The organism is Vreelandella sp. ssv (assembly GCF_059448525.1).
On the sequence record NZ_CM182545.1, the window covers coordinates 3787266 to 3804063 of the forward strand.

Annotated in this window: 16 protein-coding genes; 2 read left to right on the forward strand and 14 right to left on the reverse strand. The window is 56.4% G+C overall.

What is annotated here, in order from left to right; genetic code table 11:
• Nucleotides 1–159 precede the first annotated feature (159 nt).
• On the forward strand, nucleotides 160–921 hold the full coding sequence (locus AC5TBW_RS17270; RefSeq protein ID WP_495509745.1) for an SDR family NAD(P)-dependent oxidoreductase: 762 nt from the start codon (nucleotides 160–162) through the stop codon (nucleotides 919–921).
• On the opposite strand, the gene AC5TBW_RS17275 is transcribed toward AC5TBW_RS17270, so the two are convergent.
• From AC5TBW_RS17275 to ltnD, 11 genes are all read right to left on the reverse strand, one after another.
• Entirely contained in the window at nucleotides 918–1856 is a 939-nt protein-coding gene (locus tag AC5TBW_RS17275; RefSeq protein WP_495509746.1) for a GGDEF domain-containing protein, read from the reverse strand. The two genes, AC5TBW_RS17270 and AC5TBW_RS17275, sit on opposite strands and share 4 nt — an antisense overlap.
• Nucleotides 1857–2140: 284 nt before the next feature.
• Complete coding sequence (locus AC5TBW_RS17280) at nucleotides 2141–3016, reverse strand: NAD(P)-dependent oxidoreductase (RefSeq protein ID WP_495509747.1); 876 nt, start codon at nucleotides 3014–3016, stop codon at nucleotides 2141–2143.
• A gap of 26 nt (nucleotides 3017–3042) precedes the next feature.
• Nucleotides 3043–4503: an aldehyde dehydrogenase family protein gene (locus tag AC5TBW_RS17285; protein WP_495509748.1), complete on the reverse strand. Its 1461-nt coding sequence runs from the start codon at nucleotides 4501–4503 to the stop codon at nucleotides 3043–3045.
• Between the two features lie 51 nt (nucleotides 4504–4554).
• Nucleotides 4555–5832: a TRAP transporter large permease gene (locus AC5TBW_RS17290; RefSeq protein WP_495509749.1), complete on the reverse strand. Its 1278-nt coding sequence runs from the start codon at nucleotides 5830–5832 to the stop codon at nucleotides 4555–4557.
• Nucleotides 5829–6383 carry a TRAP transporter small permease gene (locus AC5TBW_RS17295; protein WP_495509750.1) on the reverse strand — a complete coding sequence of 185 codons (555 nt, stop codon included), beginning with the start codon at nucleotides 6381–6383 and terminating at the stop codon, nucleotides 5829–5831. Before AC5TBW_RS17295 ends, AC5TBW_RS17290 begins: the two co-directional genes overlap by 4 nt.
• Before the next feature lie 72 nt (nucleotides 6384–6455).
• The gene (locus AC5TBW_RS17300; protein ID WP_495509751.1) at nucleotides 6456–7475 is read right to left on the reverse strand and encodes a TRAP transporter substrate-binding protein; all 1020 of its coding nucleotides are present in this window, start codon (nucleotides 7473–7475) and stop codon (nucleotides 6456–6458) included.
• A 104-nt stretch (nucleotides 7476–7579) separates the two neighbouring features.
• Entirely contained in the window at nucleotides 7580–8542 is a 963-nt protein-coding gene (gene denD / locus AC5TBW_RS17305; RefSeq protein WP_495509752.1) for a D-erythronate dehydrogenase, read from the reverse strand.
• Nucleotides 8543–8573: 31 nt separating this feature from the next.
• Nucleotides 8574–9389, reverse strand: coding sequence for a 2-oxo-tetronate isomerase (otnI, locus tag AC5TBW_RS17310; RefSeq protein ID WP_495511983.1), 816 nt, complete (start codon nucleotides 9387–9389; stop codon nucleotides 8574–8576).
• A 27-nt stretch (nucleotides 9390–9416) separates the two neighbouring features.
• Nucleotides 9417–10076, reverse strand: coding sequence for a 3-oxo-tetronate 4-phosphate decarboxylase (otnC, locus tag AC5TBW_RS17315; protein WP_101145496.1), 660 nt, complete (start codon nucleotides 10074–10076; stop codon nucleotides 9417–9419).
• Nucleotides 10073–11371, reverse strand: a complete 1299-nt coding sequence (gene otnK / locus AC5TBW_RS17320) for a 3-oxo-tetronate kinase (RefSeq protein WP_495509753.1) — start codon at nucleotides 11369–11371, stop codon at nucleotides 10073–10075. The genes otnC and otnK overlap by 4 nt, the downstream gene beginning before the upstream one ends.
• A gap of 1 nt (nucleotide 11372) precedes the next feature.
• Entirely contained in the window at nucleotides 11373–12308 is a 936-nt protein-coding gene (gene ltnD, locus AC5TBW_RS17325; protein ID WP_495509754.1) for an L-threonate dehydrogenase, read from the reverse strand.
• Between the two features lie 206 nt (nucleotides 12309–12514).
• On the opposite strand from ltnD, the gene AC5TBW_RS17330 reads away from it, so the two are divergent.
• Entirely contained in the window at nucleotides 12515–13579 is a 1065-nt protein-coding gene (locus tag AC5TBW_RS17330) for a LacI family DNA-binding transcriptional regulator (RefSeq protein ID WP_495509755.1), read from the forward strand.
• Between the two features lie 12 nt (nucleotides 13580–13591).
• Here the strand turns inward: AC5TBW_RS17330 and AC5TBW_RS17335 are convergent, their stop codons facing one another.
• Genes AC5TBW_RS17335 through AC5TBW_RS17345 form a run of 3 tightly spaced genes read right to left on the reverse strand, consistent with a single transcriptional unit; the run spans nucleotide 13592 to nucleotide 16794 of the window.
• Nucleotides 13592–14992 carry an amidase gene (locus AC5TBW_RS17335; RefSeq protein WP_495509756.1) on the reverse strand — a complete coding sequence of 467 codons (1401 nt, stop codon included), beginning with the start codon at nucleotides 14990–14992 and terminating at the stop codon, nucleotides 13592–13594.
• A gap of 23 nt (nucleotides 14993–15015) precedes the next feature.
• Complete coding sequence (locus tag AC5TBW_RS17340; RefSeq protein WP_495509757.1) at nucleotides 15016–15483, reverse strand: RidA family protein; 468 nt, start codon at nucleotides 15481–15483, stop codon at nucleotides 15016–15018.
• A 36-nt stretch (nucleotides 15484–15519) separates the two neighbouring features.
• Nucleotides 15520–16794 carry a TRAP transporter large permease gene (locus AC5TBW_RS17345; RefSeq protein WP_495509758.1) on the reverse strand — a complete coding sequence of 425 codons (1275 nt, stop codon included), beginning with the start codon at nucleotides 16792–16794 and terminating at the stop codon, nucleotides 15520–15522.
• Nucleotides 16795–16798: the final 4 nt, after the last annotated feature.

Genomic DNA, 16798 nt, shown 5'->3' on the forward strand with positions numbered 1-16798 from the left:
GAGTTCATCCGCCTAGGTTGTAGGGCCAATCGTTACGTATCAAGGGGACAGATGTGATGTCTCACCGGCTACCGCCCACTGGCTCTAGCGACTTGAGCCAGCATTGCTTACAGTCACCACTGAGCTGTTAAATAAGTTTATTAACATGGAGATAGTGTAATGCCTAGCGTACTTATTACAGGAGCTACTTCGGGATTTGGTAAAGCGGCAGCACAACGCTTCGCCAAAGCAGGCTGGTCATTGATTCTTACCGGGCGCCGCAAGGAGCGATTAGAGGCATTGGAAAAAGAGTTAAGCCATCAGGTACCCGTACTTACATTGGCACTGGATGTCCGCGACAGCGACGCAGTCACTGACAGTATTAGCAACCTGCCGGAAAAATTTCTGCCGCTGACCTGCCTCATTAACAATGCCGGTTTGGCGTTAGCGCCGGAGCCTGCGCAAAAGGTCGCGCTGCAGGATTGGCACACCATGATCGATACCAATATCACCGGGTTAGTTAACGTCACCCACGCAGCCTTACCGCTGTTACTCAAAAACAGCGAAGGCGCCAGCATTCTTAATCTCGGCTCAGTCGCGGGCCAGTGGCCCTATCCGGGTGGGCATGTGTATGGGGCGTCAAAAGCGTTTGTTCAGCAATTTAGCTATAACTTGCGCTGCGACCTACTGGGAACGGGCGTGCGCGTGACGGACCTAGCCCCTGGAATGGCGGAAACCGAGTTTACGCTGGTGAGAACCAAGGGGAACCAGGCCGCTTCAGATGCACTGTATAGAGGTACAACGCCGCTTCAAGCGGAAGATATTGCAGAACAGCTTTACTACCTAGCCACCTTGCCACCCCATATCAATATCAATCGCTTGGAAATTATGTCGGTACGCCAAGCATGGTCATCGTTCGCCATTGACCGCGACCCAACCTAAGCCTGCTTCGCCGAGCTTAATAAACCGCCTGTTGAAACTTGATCACGTCCTTTATCTTTAGCGAGATAAAGGGCGTCGTCCGCGCGTTTCATCACACTTTTAATCGACTCTTTCGGATGAACCTCTACAACACCGAAGCTTGCTGTAACGCTCCCTTTAATGGGAAAAGCGGTGTGTTTGATCGCCCCTCGGACTTTTTCAGCAAGCCTAACTGCCTGTTCAAGCGAGGTTTCAGGCGCCAAGAGCATAAACTCTTCTCCGCCCCAACGCGCGCAACAGTCTGCTTTGCGCAAGTTTCGCTGAAGCAGATGAGCAAGCTCTTTCAACACTTCATCACCCACATCATGCCCGTAGCTATCATTGATATCTTTAAAGTAATCAAGATCAAGCATAATTAAAGACAGGGGGCGAGAATAGCGGTGCTGTCGGTTGAACTCGCTTTTCAGCACCGCATCGAAATGCGAGCGGTTAACCAGTCCGGTTAACATATCCGTCTTCGCTAATCGCTCAAGCTGAGCCTCTTTTTCCATCTGCTCAGTTACATCGCGCTGGGTCAGCACCAGCGTAATCTGATGGTCGTGCCCTCCACCCATCGCGGTAATACGCCATTCGATATGCCGACGCTTACCATCATGATGGCGGGACACTTCTCGACCGCTGATACCTTCAAAGGCACCGTAGGCATTATCTTTTAAAGGATGGAGCGCGTCATGCAACTGCGCGAAGATCTGGCGGTTGGCAGCCTCTTGCTGTACGACCACGGGGGAAGCACCCAGCCACTCTTCGCGGCTACCCCCCCATAATCGCTGGTAGTCAGTATTGACATCGACGATGCGAATCCCTGTCGCGTCTTCCTGAACGCTCAGGATCGCCACTGCATGGCCAGCCCGTGCGCCCTCTGCATCCGATCCTGGATGCGAATAGTGCTGATACATTCTATTTACTCATCCCTGTGAAATAGTCGTGCGGTCATACGGCTGGAAGTAGCCACCGTATTATCAGCCACCAGCACCGTTAACGCATCAGAGCGGGTACGCACAATGCTACCGCGAGATTTTACGTCATATTTAATACCAGAGTTACTCTAATGATCTTATTAATTACAATTCATTAACATAACGTAGGCTATCTCTCACCAAAAAACAAATACTGAAATAGCCTTTTGCTCTGAACATTCGGGCCAGCAACTGCTGAACCATCGCCAGCATTTACCGCCAACTTAACCCCGCTGCTCCAGTACGCCGATCACTTCAGGCACCGCCAGCGAACTGTCGTCGATTGATGTATAAAGCGCATGAACGGCACCCGCCACACCACGCTCTACTCCCAGCTCACTGGTCATGGTGTGGTAGTAACCAAGATCCTTGCTGGCATTGGCAACCGTAAACCTGAAGCCTGAAGGGTCATTTTCAGCAATGTAAGGGCGTAACCGTTCTAGCACCACCCCGCCCCCACCGCCGGCACCCAGCACCTCTAGCAAAGCGATATCGCTGATTCCCGCTTTGCGTGAAGCCGCCGTGGCTTCGGCTAGCACTGCGGAAAAGCCTAACGAGACAAAGTTATGCAGCAACTTAAGGGTGTGACCTGCACCGACGTCTCCCGCATGGGCAATATTTTCAGCAAAGTCCTCCAGAAGCGGCAATGTTTCATCGAACAGCGCCTTCGGGGCGCCGACAATCAAATTAAGCCGCCCTTCCGCTGCTTCTTTAGGCGTACGCGTCATTGCCGCATCCATAAAGCGTCCGCCCGCCCCCGTGACTCGTGCAGCGACTTTTTCTGTCGAACTAGGCAGAGCTGTGGAGCAATCCACAACAACACTACCAGAGGTTAGTCCTTCTAATAAGCCGTTGGGTTCAAACAGCACGGCTTCTACTTGAGGTGAGCCGGTAACGCACAGAATGACCACCTCAGCACTCTGGGCCACCTCTCGTCCTGACTTCAGCGAGATGGCACCGGCTGCCAACAAATCTTCCACGGGCTGATTGCCCGGGTGATTTAAAAAGCTTATCTGATGCCCTGCGCGCAGCAGACTGCTAGCAATTCCATGCCCCATTAAACCAACCCCAACGATGCCAACTTGGCGAACTGACGTCATTTTAATAACTCCATTTATATCAATAGTTAACCGTGTTTAATTGCAACCGTCTTAATTCTTGTATAGCTGCGTAGACCTTCAAAGCCCTTTTCACGACCATGCCCAGAGCGACCAATGCCACCAAATGGAAGCTCTACGCCACCGGCGGCGCCGTAGTTATTGATGAAGACCTGGCCGCTACGAATACCTTTGGCCAAACGCAGCTGACGGCCACCATCACGCGTCCAAATACCGGCACAGAGGCCAAAATCGGTGGCATTAGCCAGCGCCAGAGCATCGGCTTCGTCCTCAAACACCTGCACCACCAGTACCGGACCAAACAGCTCTTCGCGCAAAACTTCATGCCCATCAGGAATATCGGTCAACAGTTGGGGCAGCACAAAGTGACCTCCAGCCGGTGCGCTCGACGCAAGCTCTCCTGTAGCCGCGACGCGAATGCCATCGGCTTTGGCCGCCGCCAAACGTTCTTCCAGTTTGGTTTTTTGCCGCGCATTGATCAGCGGCCCGCAGTCGGCGTCGGCTTCGCCCGCATCACAGCGCAAAGCAGCAAATCGCTCACAAAGTTTGGCTACCACGCTATCGGCGATTTCACGCTGCACCAGCAGACGGCTACCCGCCGAACAGGTCTGCCCAGCGTTCTGAATAATGCCACGCACCACTGCCGGAAGCGCAGCATCGAGATCCGCATCGGCAAACAAGAGTTGAGGTGATTTTCCACCTAACTCCAACGTGACCGGCACATGGTGCTGGGCGGCCGCTTGGGCGACATGGGTGCCGGTCTCAGGTGAACCGGTAAAAGAGAGATGATCAATCTGGGGGTGGGCGGCAAGCGCTGCGCCTGCTTCATAACCAAGCCCTGGTACAACGTTGAGCGCACCGACGGGGAGGTCATGGCTCACCGCCAGTTCTGCCAAGCGCAGCACGCTCAAACAGGCATCTTCGGCGGGCTTAAGCACCACGCAGTTACCTGCCGCCAGCGCGGCTGCCACGCAGCGCCCGAATATCTGTGAGGGGTAATTCCAGGGAATAATCTGGGCACATACGCCGTAGGGCTCGCGCAGTGTCATTACCGCGAAGTCGGTTTCAAAGGGAATGGTTTCACCGTGCAGCTTGTCCGCCGCACCGCCATAAAAGCGGAAGTAGCGAGCACAGGCGGATATATCTCCTTTGGCCTGCGTCATCGGCTTGCCGGTATCGGCACACTCGAGCTGGGCCAGCTGTTCATGATGCGCCTCGATCACATCGGCAAAACGCAGCAGCCACTCGCTGCGCTGCCGGGCAGACCAACGGGCCCACTCGCCTAGCTGACCAGAAAAGGCCAGCCGAGCTGCCTGAACGGCGGCATCGACCTCTTCCATCTGGCTACGCGCAATACGCGCTAAAGGCTCACCCGTGGCGGGAGCCTCTACCTGTAGCGTAGCAGCGGTCGTTACCCACTCTCCACCAATCAGCGCCTGCTCCGGTGGCAGCTTTAACGCATGTGACATACAGCACTCCTGTTATTATCGTTGTTTTGCTCAGTTTAACTAACGACTTACCTAGCCATAGAAGATGTTCACCAACCCCATGGAAATCCACGGCATATAGGTAATCGCCATGAGGCAGGCCAGCACCACCAAGACAAATCGCAATAGCCATGGCAGCATCTGATCGATCGATATTTTGGCGACCGCACAAGCAGCAAACAGATTCACACCCAGCGGTGGCGTGATCATGCCAAGCGCCAGGTTAACGACCATTACCAGGCCAAAATGGACGGGGTGAATACCGAACTGAATAGCGATTGGCGTTAGGATCGGTGCCAGAACCAAAATAGCGGCGGAGGTTTCGATAAACATACCGACGATCAGCAGCAGCGCATTGACCACCAAAAGAAACATCAGAGGGTCGTTGATGGTGTTGGTCACCAGAGTGGCAATTTGCGCGGGCAGCCCCGTACGGCTGAGCAGAAAGCTGAAGAGCGAGGCGGCGGCGATGATCAGCATGACGGCTGCTGTCGAAATAACGCTCTGCCGAAATATCGGCCACATATCGGCCATTTTCAGCTCGCGGTAGTAGAAGCCACCGACGATTAAGGCAAAAAACACCGCCACGGCAGACGCTTCGGTGGGGGTAAAAATACCGCCATAAATACCGCCAATCACGACGACCGGCATCAGCATCGCGACCCAGGCACGCTTTACCGAGATCATAAAACCGGTGCTGTCTTTATAGTCGTCCTTCCCGTAACCGCGCACTTTGCAGAATAGGTAGAGAAAGAGTATTAGCGCGCTGCCAATCAATATGCCGGGGCCAATGCCGGCGAGGAAAAGCTGACCAATAGAGGTGTCGGTACTGACGCCATACAGTATTAGCGGGATCGAAGGTGGAATCAGCACTCCCAACTCTGCGGAGGATGCCTGAATAGAGGCCGCTAATGGCTTGGGATAGCCATGTTTAACCATCGCGGGAATCAGAATGGCACCAATCGCAAAGGTGGTCGCCACGCTTGACCCGGAAACCGCTGCAAACATCATGCAGGTCAACACACAGGACATCGCCAGCCCGCCCTGAACGCGCCCAACGATGGATTTAGCCAGGTCGACTAACCGCTGGGAAATTCCCCCTGCGGCCATCAAATTACCGGCAAGAATAAAAAACGGTATCGCCATCAGTGGAAATTTATCGATGCCGATAAACATCTGCTGCGGTACTAACAACAGCGGCAAGCGGGTAAAGAACTCAATGCCAATAATGGATGCCAGGATAATAGAAACGGCAATCGGCACACCAAAGGTAAACAGGATGATGAGCGACAGGCCAATAACCGTATTCATGGCCGCGCCTCCCCTTTAGCTAGCTGTCCTTCCTGGGTTTCAGGCGCGATTTCGCTATTTTCTGGCCCCACCTTCTCACGGCCACTCAGCTGCGCCAGTAGCCGCGCAATCACCGCGATAATGGCAAAACTTGCCCCGGTAGGAATCGCTGCGTAGGCCCATGCCATCGAGATGTTCATGCCCGACATGGTTTGATTGCTCACCCGCATCGTCATTTGAATTCCATAATGGATCAACACGCCTAGCACCAACAGGCAACACGCCACGATGGCGATTTCCAGCAGGGTGATCAAACGCATTGGCACGACTTTATAAACCACCTCAACCGCCATCATATAGCCGCCCCGGAAGGTAGCGGCAGCGGCCAGGAAGACACACCAAATCATTGCCGCACGGGAGGCCACTTCCGTCCATGTCGAGGGCGCATTGAAGACAAAACGGGTGAGCACCTGATAAAAACTGAGTGTCACCGAGATCGCCAGCATCGCCACGGCAAGCAGCATCGCGAGCCGGGTTAACTGGTGCTCAAAACGAAGAAATACCGCTAACATAATATGTCACCGTACCAAAGCGGCCTCCGGCGCCGCCGGAGACCAAGGTGGGGAAGCACTCGACCGTGTTAATTAACAACCGCTGGCTGTTTCCTGAACGCGTTCAAGCATTTCGGTGCCGTATTCAGAGGTAAATATCTCGTAGGCGGGCTGTACCGCTTCCTGGAAGGGGGCGATATCGATATCGGTTTTTACTGTCATGCCGTTCTCTTCCAACAGCGCTACCCCTTCACGCTCTAAGCGTGATACCTCTTCGCGGGTCGCTTTGGCAGACGCCGCCGCAGCTTCCATAAACCAGCCCCGCTGCTCATCACTCAAGCCGTCCAGCAGAATAGGCGACCCCAGCACGATGGCCGGTGAGTAGACGTGTCCGGTCAGCGAGAGGTAATCCTGCACTTCCCAGAAGTTGGTCGCCACGATGACGGTAATCGGGTTTTCCTGACCATCGACGGTGCCCTGCTGAAGCGCGGTGAACAGTTCAGGAAACGCCATCGGCGTTGGGCGAGCGCCCATCTGGCGGAACGCTTCCTGGTGTACCGCGTTTTCCATAGTGCGTACGCGCAGCCCCTCGGTATCTGCAGGCGTGGCGATCTCGCGCTGGCTATTGGTTAAATGGCGAAAACCATTTTCAGACCATGCCAACCCCACTAAGTCGTGCTCGCCCATTTTTTCCAATAGCTCATCGCCCAGTTCACTATCCAACACGCAGCGAGCCTGGTCATAATTTTCAAACAGGAACGGCAGGTCGAGCACATAGCTTTCCGGTACGAAGTTACCCAGCGGGCCAGTGGAGGTAATGACCACATCGACGGTGCCAATCTGCAGACCTTCGATCATCTCCCTCTCGCCGCCCAGCGACCCCGAGGTATGCTCAGTGACCGTAAACTCGCCATCGGACAAACGCTCCAGCGCCTCTTTAAAGGCGTCTGCGCCCACTGAGTAGTGGGAGCTGTCTGAAAGGGTGTGACCCAGATTCACTTCCGTCGCCGCATGGGCTTGTAGTGCAATGCCAACGGTCGCCATACCACTAATCGCTGCCACCAGGATATGGCGTGTCAGTGTGGGTGTTGTTGTAGAGTGTTGCTTGGTCATTGAAATGCCCTCTTTATGTTGTTGTGAGGGTTGTCATTGAGGCAACTTACCCGACTGCGGGGGTCGCCCAGGCAGTGTCCTACCGTTACGGGTAGGAGAGAAAGTCACGACGGTTCAGAAACGAACGCATCGATAATCTGCTTGAAGTTGTCATCGCCTACAAAGCCCAGCTGCTTGGCTTTCGCGGCTTCAAACCGGGCGGGCCAGCTCGCCACAATGGCCTCAATGCGAGGGTCGGGTTCATGTCGTACCAGTGAAATCGCTTTCTCGCCGGCCACATCGCGCAGTGCTGCCAACATTTCCTCCACCGTGACAGTGATGCCCGGCAGCATAAAGGCTCGAAAAGGCGCCAGCGCCTCGCTCGGCACCTCAGCACCATGGATTAGCGCATCCACCACCTTGGCTGGCGACATCACAAACATCGGAAGTTCAACGGGCACCGGGCAAACCGCCTCCTCGCCATTGAGAGGCTCACGTAGAATGCTGGAAGCAAAGCTGGAAGCCGCAGCGTTAGGTCGCCCGGGACGAATCACAATGGTCGGCAGGCGAAGAACCAGGCCATCAATTAGCCCACGGCGGCTGTAATCATTGATGAGCAGCTCACACATGGCTTTTTGGGCGCCGTAGGAGTTTTGTGGATGGAGTGCCGTCATATCATCCAGCACTTCCGGCAACTCGCCGCCGTAGGCTGCCACGGAGCTGGCCATAATCAAGCGAGTATCAGTCAGTGACTGCTCCCGGCAGCCCTCCAGTAGCGCTCGCGTGGCATCGAAATTAACCCTCATACCGAGTTCCAAATCGGCTTCTGCGGCAGAGCTTACGACCGCCGCCAGATGATAGATCACGTCGGGGCGCTGCTTTAACACGCTATCAAGAGCGCCGGGTTGGGTAATATCCAGCGCCACTGATGTCACAGCAACGCTTCCCGCTGTAGGCTGCGGTGCTTCCACTTGGTCAAGGAGCGTTAACCGGGTAATCGGTTGCTGGCAAAGCTCACCACGCTCAAGCAATTGCTTGACTAAACGCTGTCCGAGAAACCCTGCAGCACCGGTAATGGCAATATGCATTGTGAGGATCCTGTTGTGGTGTTGTTATTGTTCATTCAGTTGGGATAGATCGGTGAGGGGTTAGCCCCCAAGCTTCACCCCACCCTAGCCCCGCTCGGGTGTCAGCCTTGGGGCGATACTCACAGCCGATCCAACCGGTGTAACCCAGCGCACTTAACCGCTCAAAAATGGCGGGATAGTACACTTCCCCGACATCTGGCTCGTGGCGCTCTGGCACACCTGCGACTTGGATATGGCCGATGGCGCCGAACTGGCGTTCAAGGTGGCGAATCAAGTCGCCATCCATGATCTGGCAGTGGTAGAGATCAAACTGTAGCTTGAGATTTTCCGCCCCGACTTCTTCCAGCACTGCCATGGCTTGCGCTTGGCGAGACAGGAAAAATCCAGGCATATCGCGAGTATTAATGGGTTCGATGAGTACGTCTCGGCCGACTTTCGCCGCCTCACCCGCCGCAAATCGCAGGTTGCGAATATAGGTCGCCTGGTGGTCAGCTTTCGTCACGGCATCGGCACCTGCGGGTAAAAGTCCTGCCATGGCATGCACCCGAGGGCAGTTGAGGGCCTCGGCATAGCTCAGCGCCTCTACTACCGAGTCGCGGAATTCACCCTCTCGGCCAGGCAAACTCGCTAAGCCTCTCTCCCCGGCTTCCCAGTCCCCTGGCGGCATGTTGAACAGTACCTGTTCCAGCTGCGTTTCCTGCAACGCATGGCGCAACTCTTCCGGGGATAACGCATAGGGAAATAAATACTCGACACCTTTAAAGCCCGCGTCGGCAGCGGCAGCGAAGCGGTCAATAAAAGCGTGTTCGTTAAACAGCATGCTGAGGTTGGCGGCTAATCGAATCATTTCGGTGCTCATGTTGTTTAGTGCTCGTTAATCCCGGGGAAAACGCGCTTCCAGCTCGGCCACCTGTTCCGGCGTTAGCCCCCGAGGGTTCTCGCCCCGCAACAGTAAATAGAGCTTGGCGGTCTCCTCCAGCTCTTCGGTGGCGTATACCGCTGCCTCGAGGTTTTTCCCTGCCACTACCGGGCCGTGGTTGGCCAGCAGGACGGCACTATGCTTGCCCGCCAACCCACGCACTGCATCGCCCAGTTTGGGGTCGCCGGGCATGTGGTAAGGCACCAGCGGTAGCTTGCCCACCCGCATCACGTAATAGGCGGTCAACGGCGGAATACAGTCGCAGGGATCGACTTCGGGCAAGCAGGAGACCGCCACCGAATGGGTGGAATGTAGATGCACGATAGCGCCGGACTGCGGGCGCTCCTCGTACATTGCCATATGCAGAAACTGCTCTTTGGTGGGCTTATCGCCACTCAACAGTTGGCCGTTGTTATCCAGATGGGAAATACGTGCCGGGTCTAGCCGCCCCAAGCAGGCATTGGTCGGGGTCATCAGCCAGCCGCCGTCGTCCAGCCGCACGCTGATATTGCCGCTGGAGCCCATGGTCAGGCCGCGATCAAACAGCGATTTGCCCAGGGTGCTGATCTGTTCCCGCAAGCTGTTCTGGGGATGGCGATGCAAGTGGATGCTCATGCCAGCACCTCAAATGCCCGGGTAAAGAAATCGACGCCACCGAAGTTACCGGACTTCAGCGCCAGCGACAGCGGCGCATCGCGGCCTGCTAGCGGGGCTTGAGTCCAGGGCACGCCGGGGTCGATCTGCTCACCAATGCGCAGGGTGGTAATGCCCAGCGCGGAGACCACCGCACCGGAGGTCTCGCCCCCGGCGACCAGTAACCGGCCCACGCCTTCGTTAACCAGCGTCACCGCCAGCTGGCTCAGCGCCTCTTCCACAAGCGCGCCCGCACGTTCCACTCCTAACGCTTGCTGTGCCGCGGTTACGTTGGTTGGATCTGCCGAGGCGTACATCATTACCGGCGCCTGTTCAGATAGCCGCTGCCGAGCAAACGCCAGCGCCTGCGTTTGCTGTTGTTCACCTTCCGCCAGCGACAAAGGATCCAGGACAAAACCACCGTTAGGGTGCTTGTCCAGAAAATCCGCCACCTGGGCCAGTGTTGCCCGTGAGCAACTGCCGGAAAGCACCAGCGCCCCGCCCGAGGCAGGCGATAAACGCCCCGGCTCAGTGATGGAGCCTAACCAGCCCTGAGCACGGTATTGGGCAGGTAGCGCCTGCCCCAGGCCAGATCCGCCGGTGACCAAGGGCAATAACACGGTGGCTTCGGCCAGCACGTCCAGATCCTGCTCATCCAAAGCGTCGCAGATCACATGGCGCACACCTTGCTCCGCCAGTGCCGATAAATGAGCGCGGGAGGCCTCAGCCCCTTGGGCCAGCACCGCCCGGTTGGCTAAGCCCACCGGGTGCGGCGTTTGGCGGGCAAGCACCCTCACCAAGTCCGCATCCTGCATGGGGTTCAATGGGTGGTGCTGCATACCGCTGTCGTTGAGCAAGCGATCACCCACGAATAGATGCCCTTGGTAAACCGTGCGGCCATTGATGGGGAAGGCAGGCACCATCACCGTCTGGGAAGCGCCCAACGATTCCAACAAAGCATCCGCCACCGGGCCGATATTGCCCTGGTCGGTGGAATCAAAGGTCGAGCAGTACTTGAAGAACAGCTGGCGGGCACCCTGCTTTTGCAGCCAATTTAACGCAGCGAGCGAATCATTCACCGCCTCATCCACCGGACAGGAGCGCGATTTTAGTGCCACCACCACCGCATCGATCTCTTGCAGATCAATCTCCTCCGAAGGCACGCCAATCACCTGCAGGCAGCGCATGCCACCACGCACCAGGTTATTAGCAAGGTCGGTGGCCCCGGTAAAATCGTCGGCAATAGCGCCTAATACGATGTTCGATCCCATACCCATTTTATTCGGCTCCTTGGGCATCGTTAGCGGCTTCTGGCAACGCAATGCCCGATAACCGCTGATAGACTTTAATCACGGCCGAATCATCTTCGCGCCCAAAACCCGCTCCACTGGCAGCGGTAAATTGCTGCAAAGCGCTGGCCGCTACCGGTGTTGCCAACGCCAGCTCGCGGCCGGTTTGATGCACGATGTTGAGATCTTTGACGAAGATGTCCACCGCCGACAGCGGCGTGTAGTCGCCACTCAGGATATGTGGCACGCGGTTTTCGAACATCCAGGAGTTGCCGGCCGAGTGGGTAATGACGTCATAAATAACCTCGGGGTCGAGCCCCATGCGAATGCCCAGCGCCATGGCTTCAGCGGCGGTGGCGATATGCACGCCTGCCAGTAACTGGTTTACCAGCTTCATGCTGGAACCCACCCCAGGAGCATCGCCCAGGCGATAGACCTTGGCGGCCATGGCATCAAGCACTCCCTGCGCATACGTGAAGGCTTTCGGTGCGCCAGAGGCCATGACCGATAGCTCACCGCTTTTGGCTTTCGCCGCGCCGCCGCTGATCGGCGCATCCAGCATCATTAATCCTTCTGCCGACAAACGCTCACCCAGCTGTTTGGCTTGACTGGGGGCGACTGTGGCGCACTGCATAATCAGGCTGCCCGGTGCCAACTGGCTGACCAAGCTTTGCTCTCCGAACAACACCTGCTCAACCTGTAAACCGTTAACGACAACCACCAACACCACCTGACAGTGGGCAAGCTCCGCTGGCGTAGCGACACTGCTCCCCCCTGCCAATAGGAAGGCCTCGCGAGCCTCTGCAGAAATATCGCAGCCCGTGACGTTAAACCCGTGTTGGAGCAATACGTTAGCAGTGCCCATGCCCATGGCACCCAGGCCAATAACGCCGACTTCAAGTGATTGCTGATCGTGTTGGCTCACCTAACGGCACCTCTTGGTTATGGAGACAGTTATGGAGACGGTTGTGGAGACGGTGATTAAAACTATTGCTGAGACCGTTGTTGTATTTGTTGCTTTCGTTACGGTGCTATTAGAAGTCAAATGGTAGCGCTGTCATGATAGCGCTACCATTCGTTTTAGATTATTGTCGGCGTAACGACAAGCTGAAAATCAGGGACGTGCGACCAATGTCTAAAGAATCGCCCAGCAACGTTTCGCCCGACGCTGCCTCTCCCAGCACTGCTAGGCAACGCCGTAGCTCCGACCAAGTCACGCTTAGCCAAGTGGCACAAGCAGCAGGGGTATCACCGATTACAGCATCACGAGCACTGAACTACCCCGATAAGGTCAGTGATCGTGCACGCCTGAGTGTTCTACAAGCCGTAGAGCAGCTGGGCTACGTTCCCAACTTAGTCGCCGGTAGCCTGGCTTCCTCCCGGTCGCGTCTGATTGCGGTGATTGTGCCGTCACTGATCAATAGCGTATTCGTGGAGGTTATCAAGGGGCTGCAGGAAACACTGGAAGCCGAGGGTTATCAGATACTGCTGGGTAACACCGACTACGATCTAGACCGCGAGTATCAGTTGGTGCGTACGTTTTTAGGCTGGTCATGCTCGGCGCTGGTCACGGCCGGGCTACGCCATAACACAGCGTGTCACACGCTGCTGGCGAACTGGGATCACCCCATTATGGAGGTGATGGAGCTGGGCAAAGGTATGGATCTTAACGTTGGGCTGGATCACGTGGCAGCAGGCCGCTGCATGGCCAGCCATCTTATCGACAAAGGCTACCGCCATATTGTTTATGTGGGCGCCCGGCTCTCGCAGGATTATCGCGCCAACATGCGCTACGAAGGCCATAAAGCGGTGCTAAAAGAGAATGGGATCGATGCCCCACTGCTGGAACTAGACACCCTGGGCAGCCTGCAGGCGGGTGCGGAAGGGCTGGCCCAAGTGCTCGCGCAATATCCTCATGCTCAAGCCATTCACTTTGCCAACGATGACTTGGCGGCAGGCGCCTTACTGGCTGCTCAACGACAAGGGCTAAACGTGCCGGGGGATATCGCCATTGCCGGGTTTAACGGCTTGCCCCTTGGTCAGCACGTTACCCCTCAGCTCACTACCATTCTTTCACCCAGGGAAGAAATGGGCCGCTTAGCCGCCAAAGAACTCATTCGGCGGCTAAGCGGCAAGAGCGTCTACCGCCGCCAGCACGATGTGGGCTTTACGCTCCAAACCGGTGGGAGTACTTAGTCGCCTCAGCGTTCATATCGCTGGTGGTTGACCAAGAATCTCCAAGCCTGATCCCAACTCGTTTTCAATCGCCTGACCCATTGCCAGCAGATAGGCGTCTTGCCACGGTCCGGCCAGCACTTGCAAGCCAACGGGCATGCCGGCGGCGTCTTTCCCAACCGGCAGCGTTAAGGCACACAGGCCTAGGAAATTAGCGATCACCGTGTTGCGCAGGGCGTGCATGTTGGCTTTGGGATAAGCGCCTTCTGGCTCAAGACTTTCGATAGTGGGCGGGGTAATCGCTACCGTGGGCGTCAGCACTGCATCTACATCTGCCATGCGAGCGGCAGCAGAGGCGGCCAGCGAATCCAGCACCGTGCGACGACGTACATACTCCCAGGCGGGCATGTCATCTGCCGCTTTAACACGGGCAGCAACGTTCGGGTCCAGGGAATCAATCATCTCGGGCAGTTCAGTGTTTAGAAACGCTGCCAATTCCGGCGCAGCCACTCCGCCCAGTTTGAAGAGTTCGTACGCTTCGTCGATGCCGGGTAACTCTAAGGTGATGATTCGCGCCCCAGCGGCTTCCAACTGCTTTATGGCAGCGCGTACAGTTTCCGCGATACCTGGACTGCAGTCGTCCCAGAAAAACGTTTCAGGCACCCCAAAGGTCAATCCGGCCAGCGTCGGTGTTGCTGGCATTCGATCATCCTGACCGCTAAGTCCGCCATCCAACGCATCGAACGCAAAGGCAAGGTCATCTACCCGGCGCGCCAGTAACCCTGGGGTATCCAGCGTGCTTGAAAGCGGCACGATCTGCTCGGTCGACCAGCGCCCGGCGGTGGTTTTCAATCCCACTACACCGGTCATCGAGGCAGGGATACGCACCGAACCGGCGGTGTCGGTGCCAAACGCTAAGCTTGCCGTGCCGCCCACTAACGAAACACCCGCGCCTGAGCTGGAACCGCCAGGCGTGCGGTGCTGATGAACATCCCAGGGATTGCGCGGCGCCCCCCAGTGGGCATTGGTACCCAAACCACCAAAGGCAAACTCAACGGAGTGAGTTTTACCCATCACCGAAGGCAGTTGCTTCAATAGCGCGCTCACCACCGGGCCGGGACGCTCCCAGCGCTTCGGAAGGCGTTGGGAAGAGCCCGCATAAGTGGGCAGACCAGTCACGGCGTAGATATCCTTGATCGATACCGCCATGCCCATTAGCGCCCCCGCATCACCACCCTGGGCGAGCACAGCATCGGCAGCGTTTGCCATTGCCAGGGCTTGCTCCCCGTTCCAGGTGAGGTAAGCATGGTCGTGTTTGCCGCGCTGCTGATAAGCAGCGATTGCCGCTTCGGCCAGCGCTGTCGCGGTGAGAGTGCCTGCCCGCAGGCGTGCGCGTTGCTCCCTTAGGGGTAGAAAAATGGGTGAATCCTGCATGCTTTACGTACCTCCGCGGGTGCTTAACGCACTTCAAAAATCGCTTCGACTTCCACCGCCGCATTGCCGGGCAGTGTCGCCACCCCAATGGCAATTCTAGCATGACGCCCCGCATCGCCAAATAGCGCGACAAAAAGCTCTGATGCCCCGTTGATCACCAGCGGCACATCGTGAAAGCCTGGCGCCACATTGACGAAACCATTCATGCGCACGCAGCGCACCACGCGAGAGAAGTCGCCATCAACCGCATCGCTCAATTCAGCCAAGAGGTTCAAAGCACACGCCTGGGCCGCCAGTTTGCCGGTTTCAAGATCGAACTCACCGCCCACCTTGCCAGGATAGAGAACATCACCGTCTCGTTCGCAAATCTGGCCCGCTAAAAACAACTGGTTGCCCAACCGTGACCAGGGCAGAAACAGGCCACGCGGTGTTGGAATCGTCGGTAACGTAAGGCCCTGCTCCGCCACCGCTTGTTCAATCGTTTTACTCATGGCTCGTTGTCCTTGTTGATTAACGTATTCACGCTATTAATAAATTAGCGATGGCAGCCAAGTACTTAGCCATGGGACGTAGGTGATAATAATCAGCGCTAACAGCATCAAGCCAATCAGCGGTAAGCAGGCCTTAAACACTTCCTGCAGCGACATTTTGGATATCGCCATGGCAACGAACAGGTTCAGCCCGACCGGCGGGGTAATCATGCCTACCGAGAAGTTGATCAGCGTAATCACCCCAAAATGCACCGGGTCCACGCCCACTTGGGCCGCAATAGGCTGCAGCAAAGGTGAGAGCACGATGATGGCAGAGGCGCTATCGAGGAAGAAGCCAGCAACGATCATCACGACATTAAACAGCGCCATGACCTGAAACGGGTCGTCTGTCCACGAAAGTACCTCACCTGCCAACTGGCTAGGCGTACCCGTAATGGCAAGCAGCCAAGAGAAAGCAGAGGCGCCCGCGGTAATCAGCAGCAGCGTCGCGGAAATCAAACCAGAGCTTCTTAGCGTTCCCACCAATTCCAGGACGTTGATGGTGCGATAAACCACCATGCCGACGAACAGCCCATATACACAGGCGACTGCCGCCGATTCGGTCGGGGTAAAGACACCACTGTAAATGCCCCCTAGCAGAATCACCGGCAGGCCAAGGCCCCAGGCAGCGTCTTTAAAGGCAAACAAGATTTGCCGCAGCGAAGGAAAAGGAGCGCGTTCATAGCCTTTGATGCTGCTAAAGACGATGCAGTAGGCGATGAGAATCGAGGCAATCACAATGGCGGGCAGCAGGCCCGCTGCAAACAGCCGTCCCACCGACGTACCGGTCACTGAGCCGTAGATAATCAGCGCAATACTCGGCGGTACGATCGGCCCCAAGGTACCGGCGGTGGCGATTAACCCAATCGCAAAGCGCTTATCGTAGCCAGCAGCGACAAGTGCCGGGAACATGATCGAGCCAATCGCCACCACCGTTGCGGGGCTCGAACCGGAGATGGCCCCAAAGAAGAGGCATGACAGCACGGTAGCCGCTGCCAAGCCCCCTGGCACCCACCCTACCAGCGCCTTGGCCAGATTGATCAATCGATCGGAAAGCCCGCCAATCCGCATCAACTCCGCCGCCAGGATAAAGAACGGAATCGCCATCAGCGAAAAATTGTTCATGCCGGTAAACATGCGCATCGGTACGATGACCGGATTGGTGGCACCGAAGAATTCAATGGCAAGAAACACCGCCAATGCCAAGGAAGCAAAGATGGGCAGCCCGAGGAGTAGAACGGCAAAAAAGATCGGTAATAATGCAGTAATCATGGTC

Excerpts from the sequence above, each read along its gene's own strand:
- AC5TBW_RS17270 (WP_495509745.1), top strand. The coding sequence starts at position 160 with ATGCCTAGCGTACTTATTACAGGAGCTACTTCGGGATTTGGTAAAGCG.
- AC5TBW_RS17275 (WP_495509746.1), bottom strand. The coding sequence starts at position 1,856 with ATGTATCAGCACTATTCGCATCCAGGATCGGATGCAGAGGGCGCACGG.
- AC5TBW_RS17280 (WP_495509747.1), bottom strand. The coding sequence starts at position 3,016 with ATGACGTCAGTTCGCCAAGTTGGCATCGTTGGGGTTGGTTTAATGGGG.
- AC5TBW_RS17285 (WP_495509748.1), bottom strand. The coding sequence starts at position 4,503 with ATGTCACATGCGTTAAAGCTGCCACCGGAGCAGGCGCTGATTGGTGGA.
- AC5TBW_RS17290 (WP_495509749.1), bottom strand. The coding sequence starts at position 5,832 with ATGAATACGGTTATTGGCCTGTCGCTCATCATCCTGTTTACCTTTGGT.
- AC5TBW_RS17295 (WP_495509750.1), bottom strand. The coding sequence starts at position 6,383 with ATGTTAGCGGTATTTCTTCGTTTTGAGCACCAGTTAACCCGGCTCGCG.
- AC5TBW_RS17300 (WP_495509751.1), bottom strand. The coding sequence starts at position 7,475 with ATGACCAAGCAACACTCTACAACAACACCCACACTGACACGCCATATC.
- denD (WP_495509752.1), bottom strand. The coding sequence starts at position 8,542 with ATGCATATTGCCATTACCGGTGCTGCAGGGTTTCTCGGACAGCGTTTA.
- otnI (WP_495511983.1), bottom strand. The coding sequence starts at position 9,389 with ATGATTCGATTAGCCGCCAACCTCAGCATGCTGTTTAACGAACACGCT.
- otnC (WP_101145496.1), bottom strand. The coding sequence starts at position 10,076 with ATGAGCATCCACTTGCATCGCCATCCCCAGAACAGCTTGCGGGAACAG.
- otnK (WP_495509753.1), bottom strand. The coding sequence starts at position 11,371 with ATGGGTATGGGATCGAACATCGTATTAGGCGCTATTGCCGACGATTTT.
- AC5TBW_RS17330 (WP_495509755.1), top strand. The coding sequence starts at position 12,515 with ATGTCTAAAGAATCGCCCAGCAACGTTTCGCCCGACGCTGCCTCTCCC.
- AC5TBW_RS17335 (WP_495509756.1), bottom strand. The coding sequence starts at position 14,992 with ATGCAGGATTCACCCATTTTTCTACCCCTAAGGGAGCAACGCGCACGC.
- AC5TBW_RS17340 (WP_495509757.1), bottom strand. The coding sequence starts at position 15,483 with ATGAGTAAAACGATTGAACAAGCGGTGGCGGAGCAGGGCCTTACGTTA.
- AC5TBW_RS17345 (WP_495509758.1), bottom strand. The coding sequence starts at position 16,794 with ATGATTACTGCATTATTACCGATCTTTTTTGCCGTTCTACTCCTCGGG.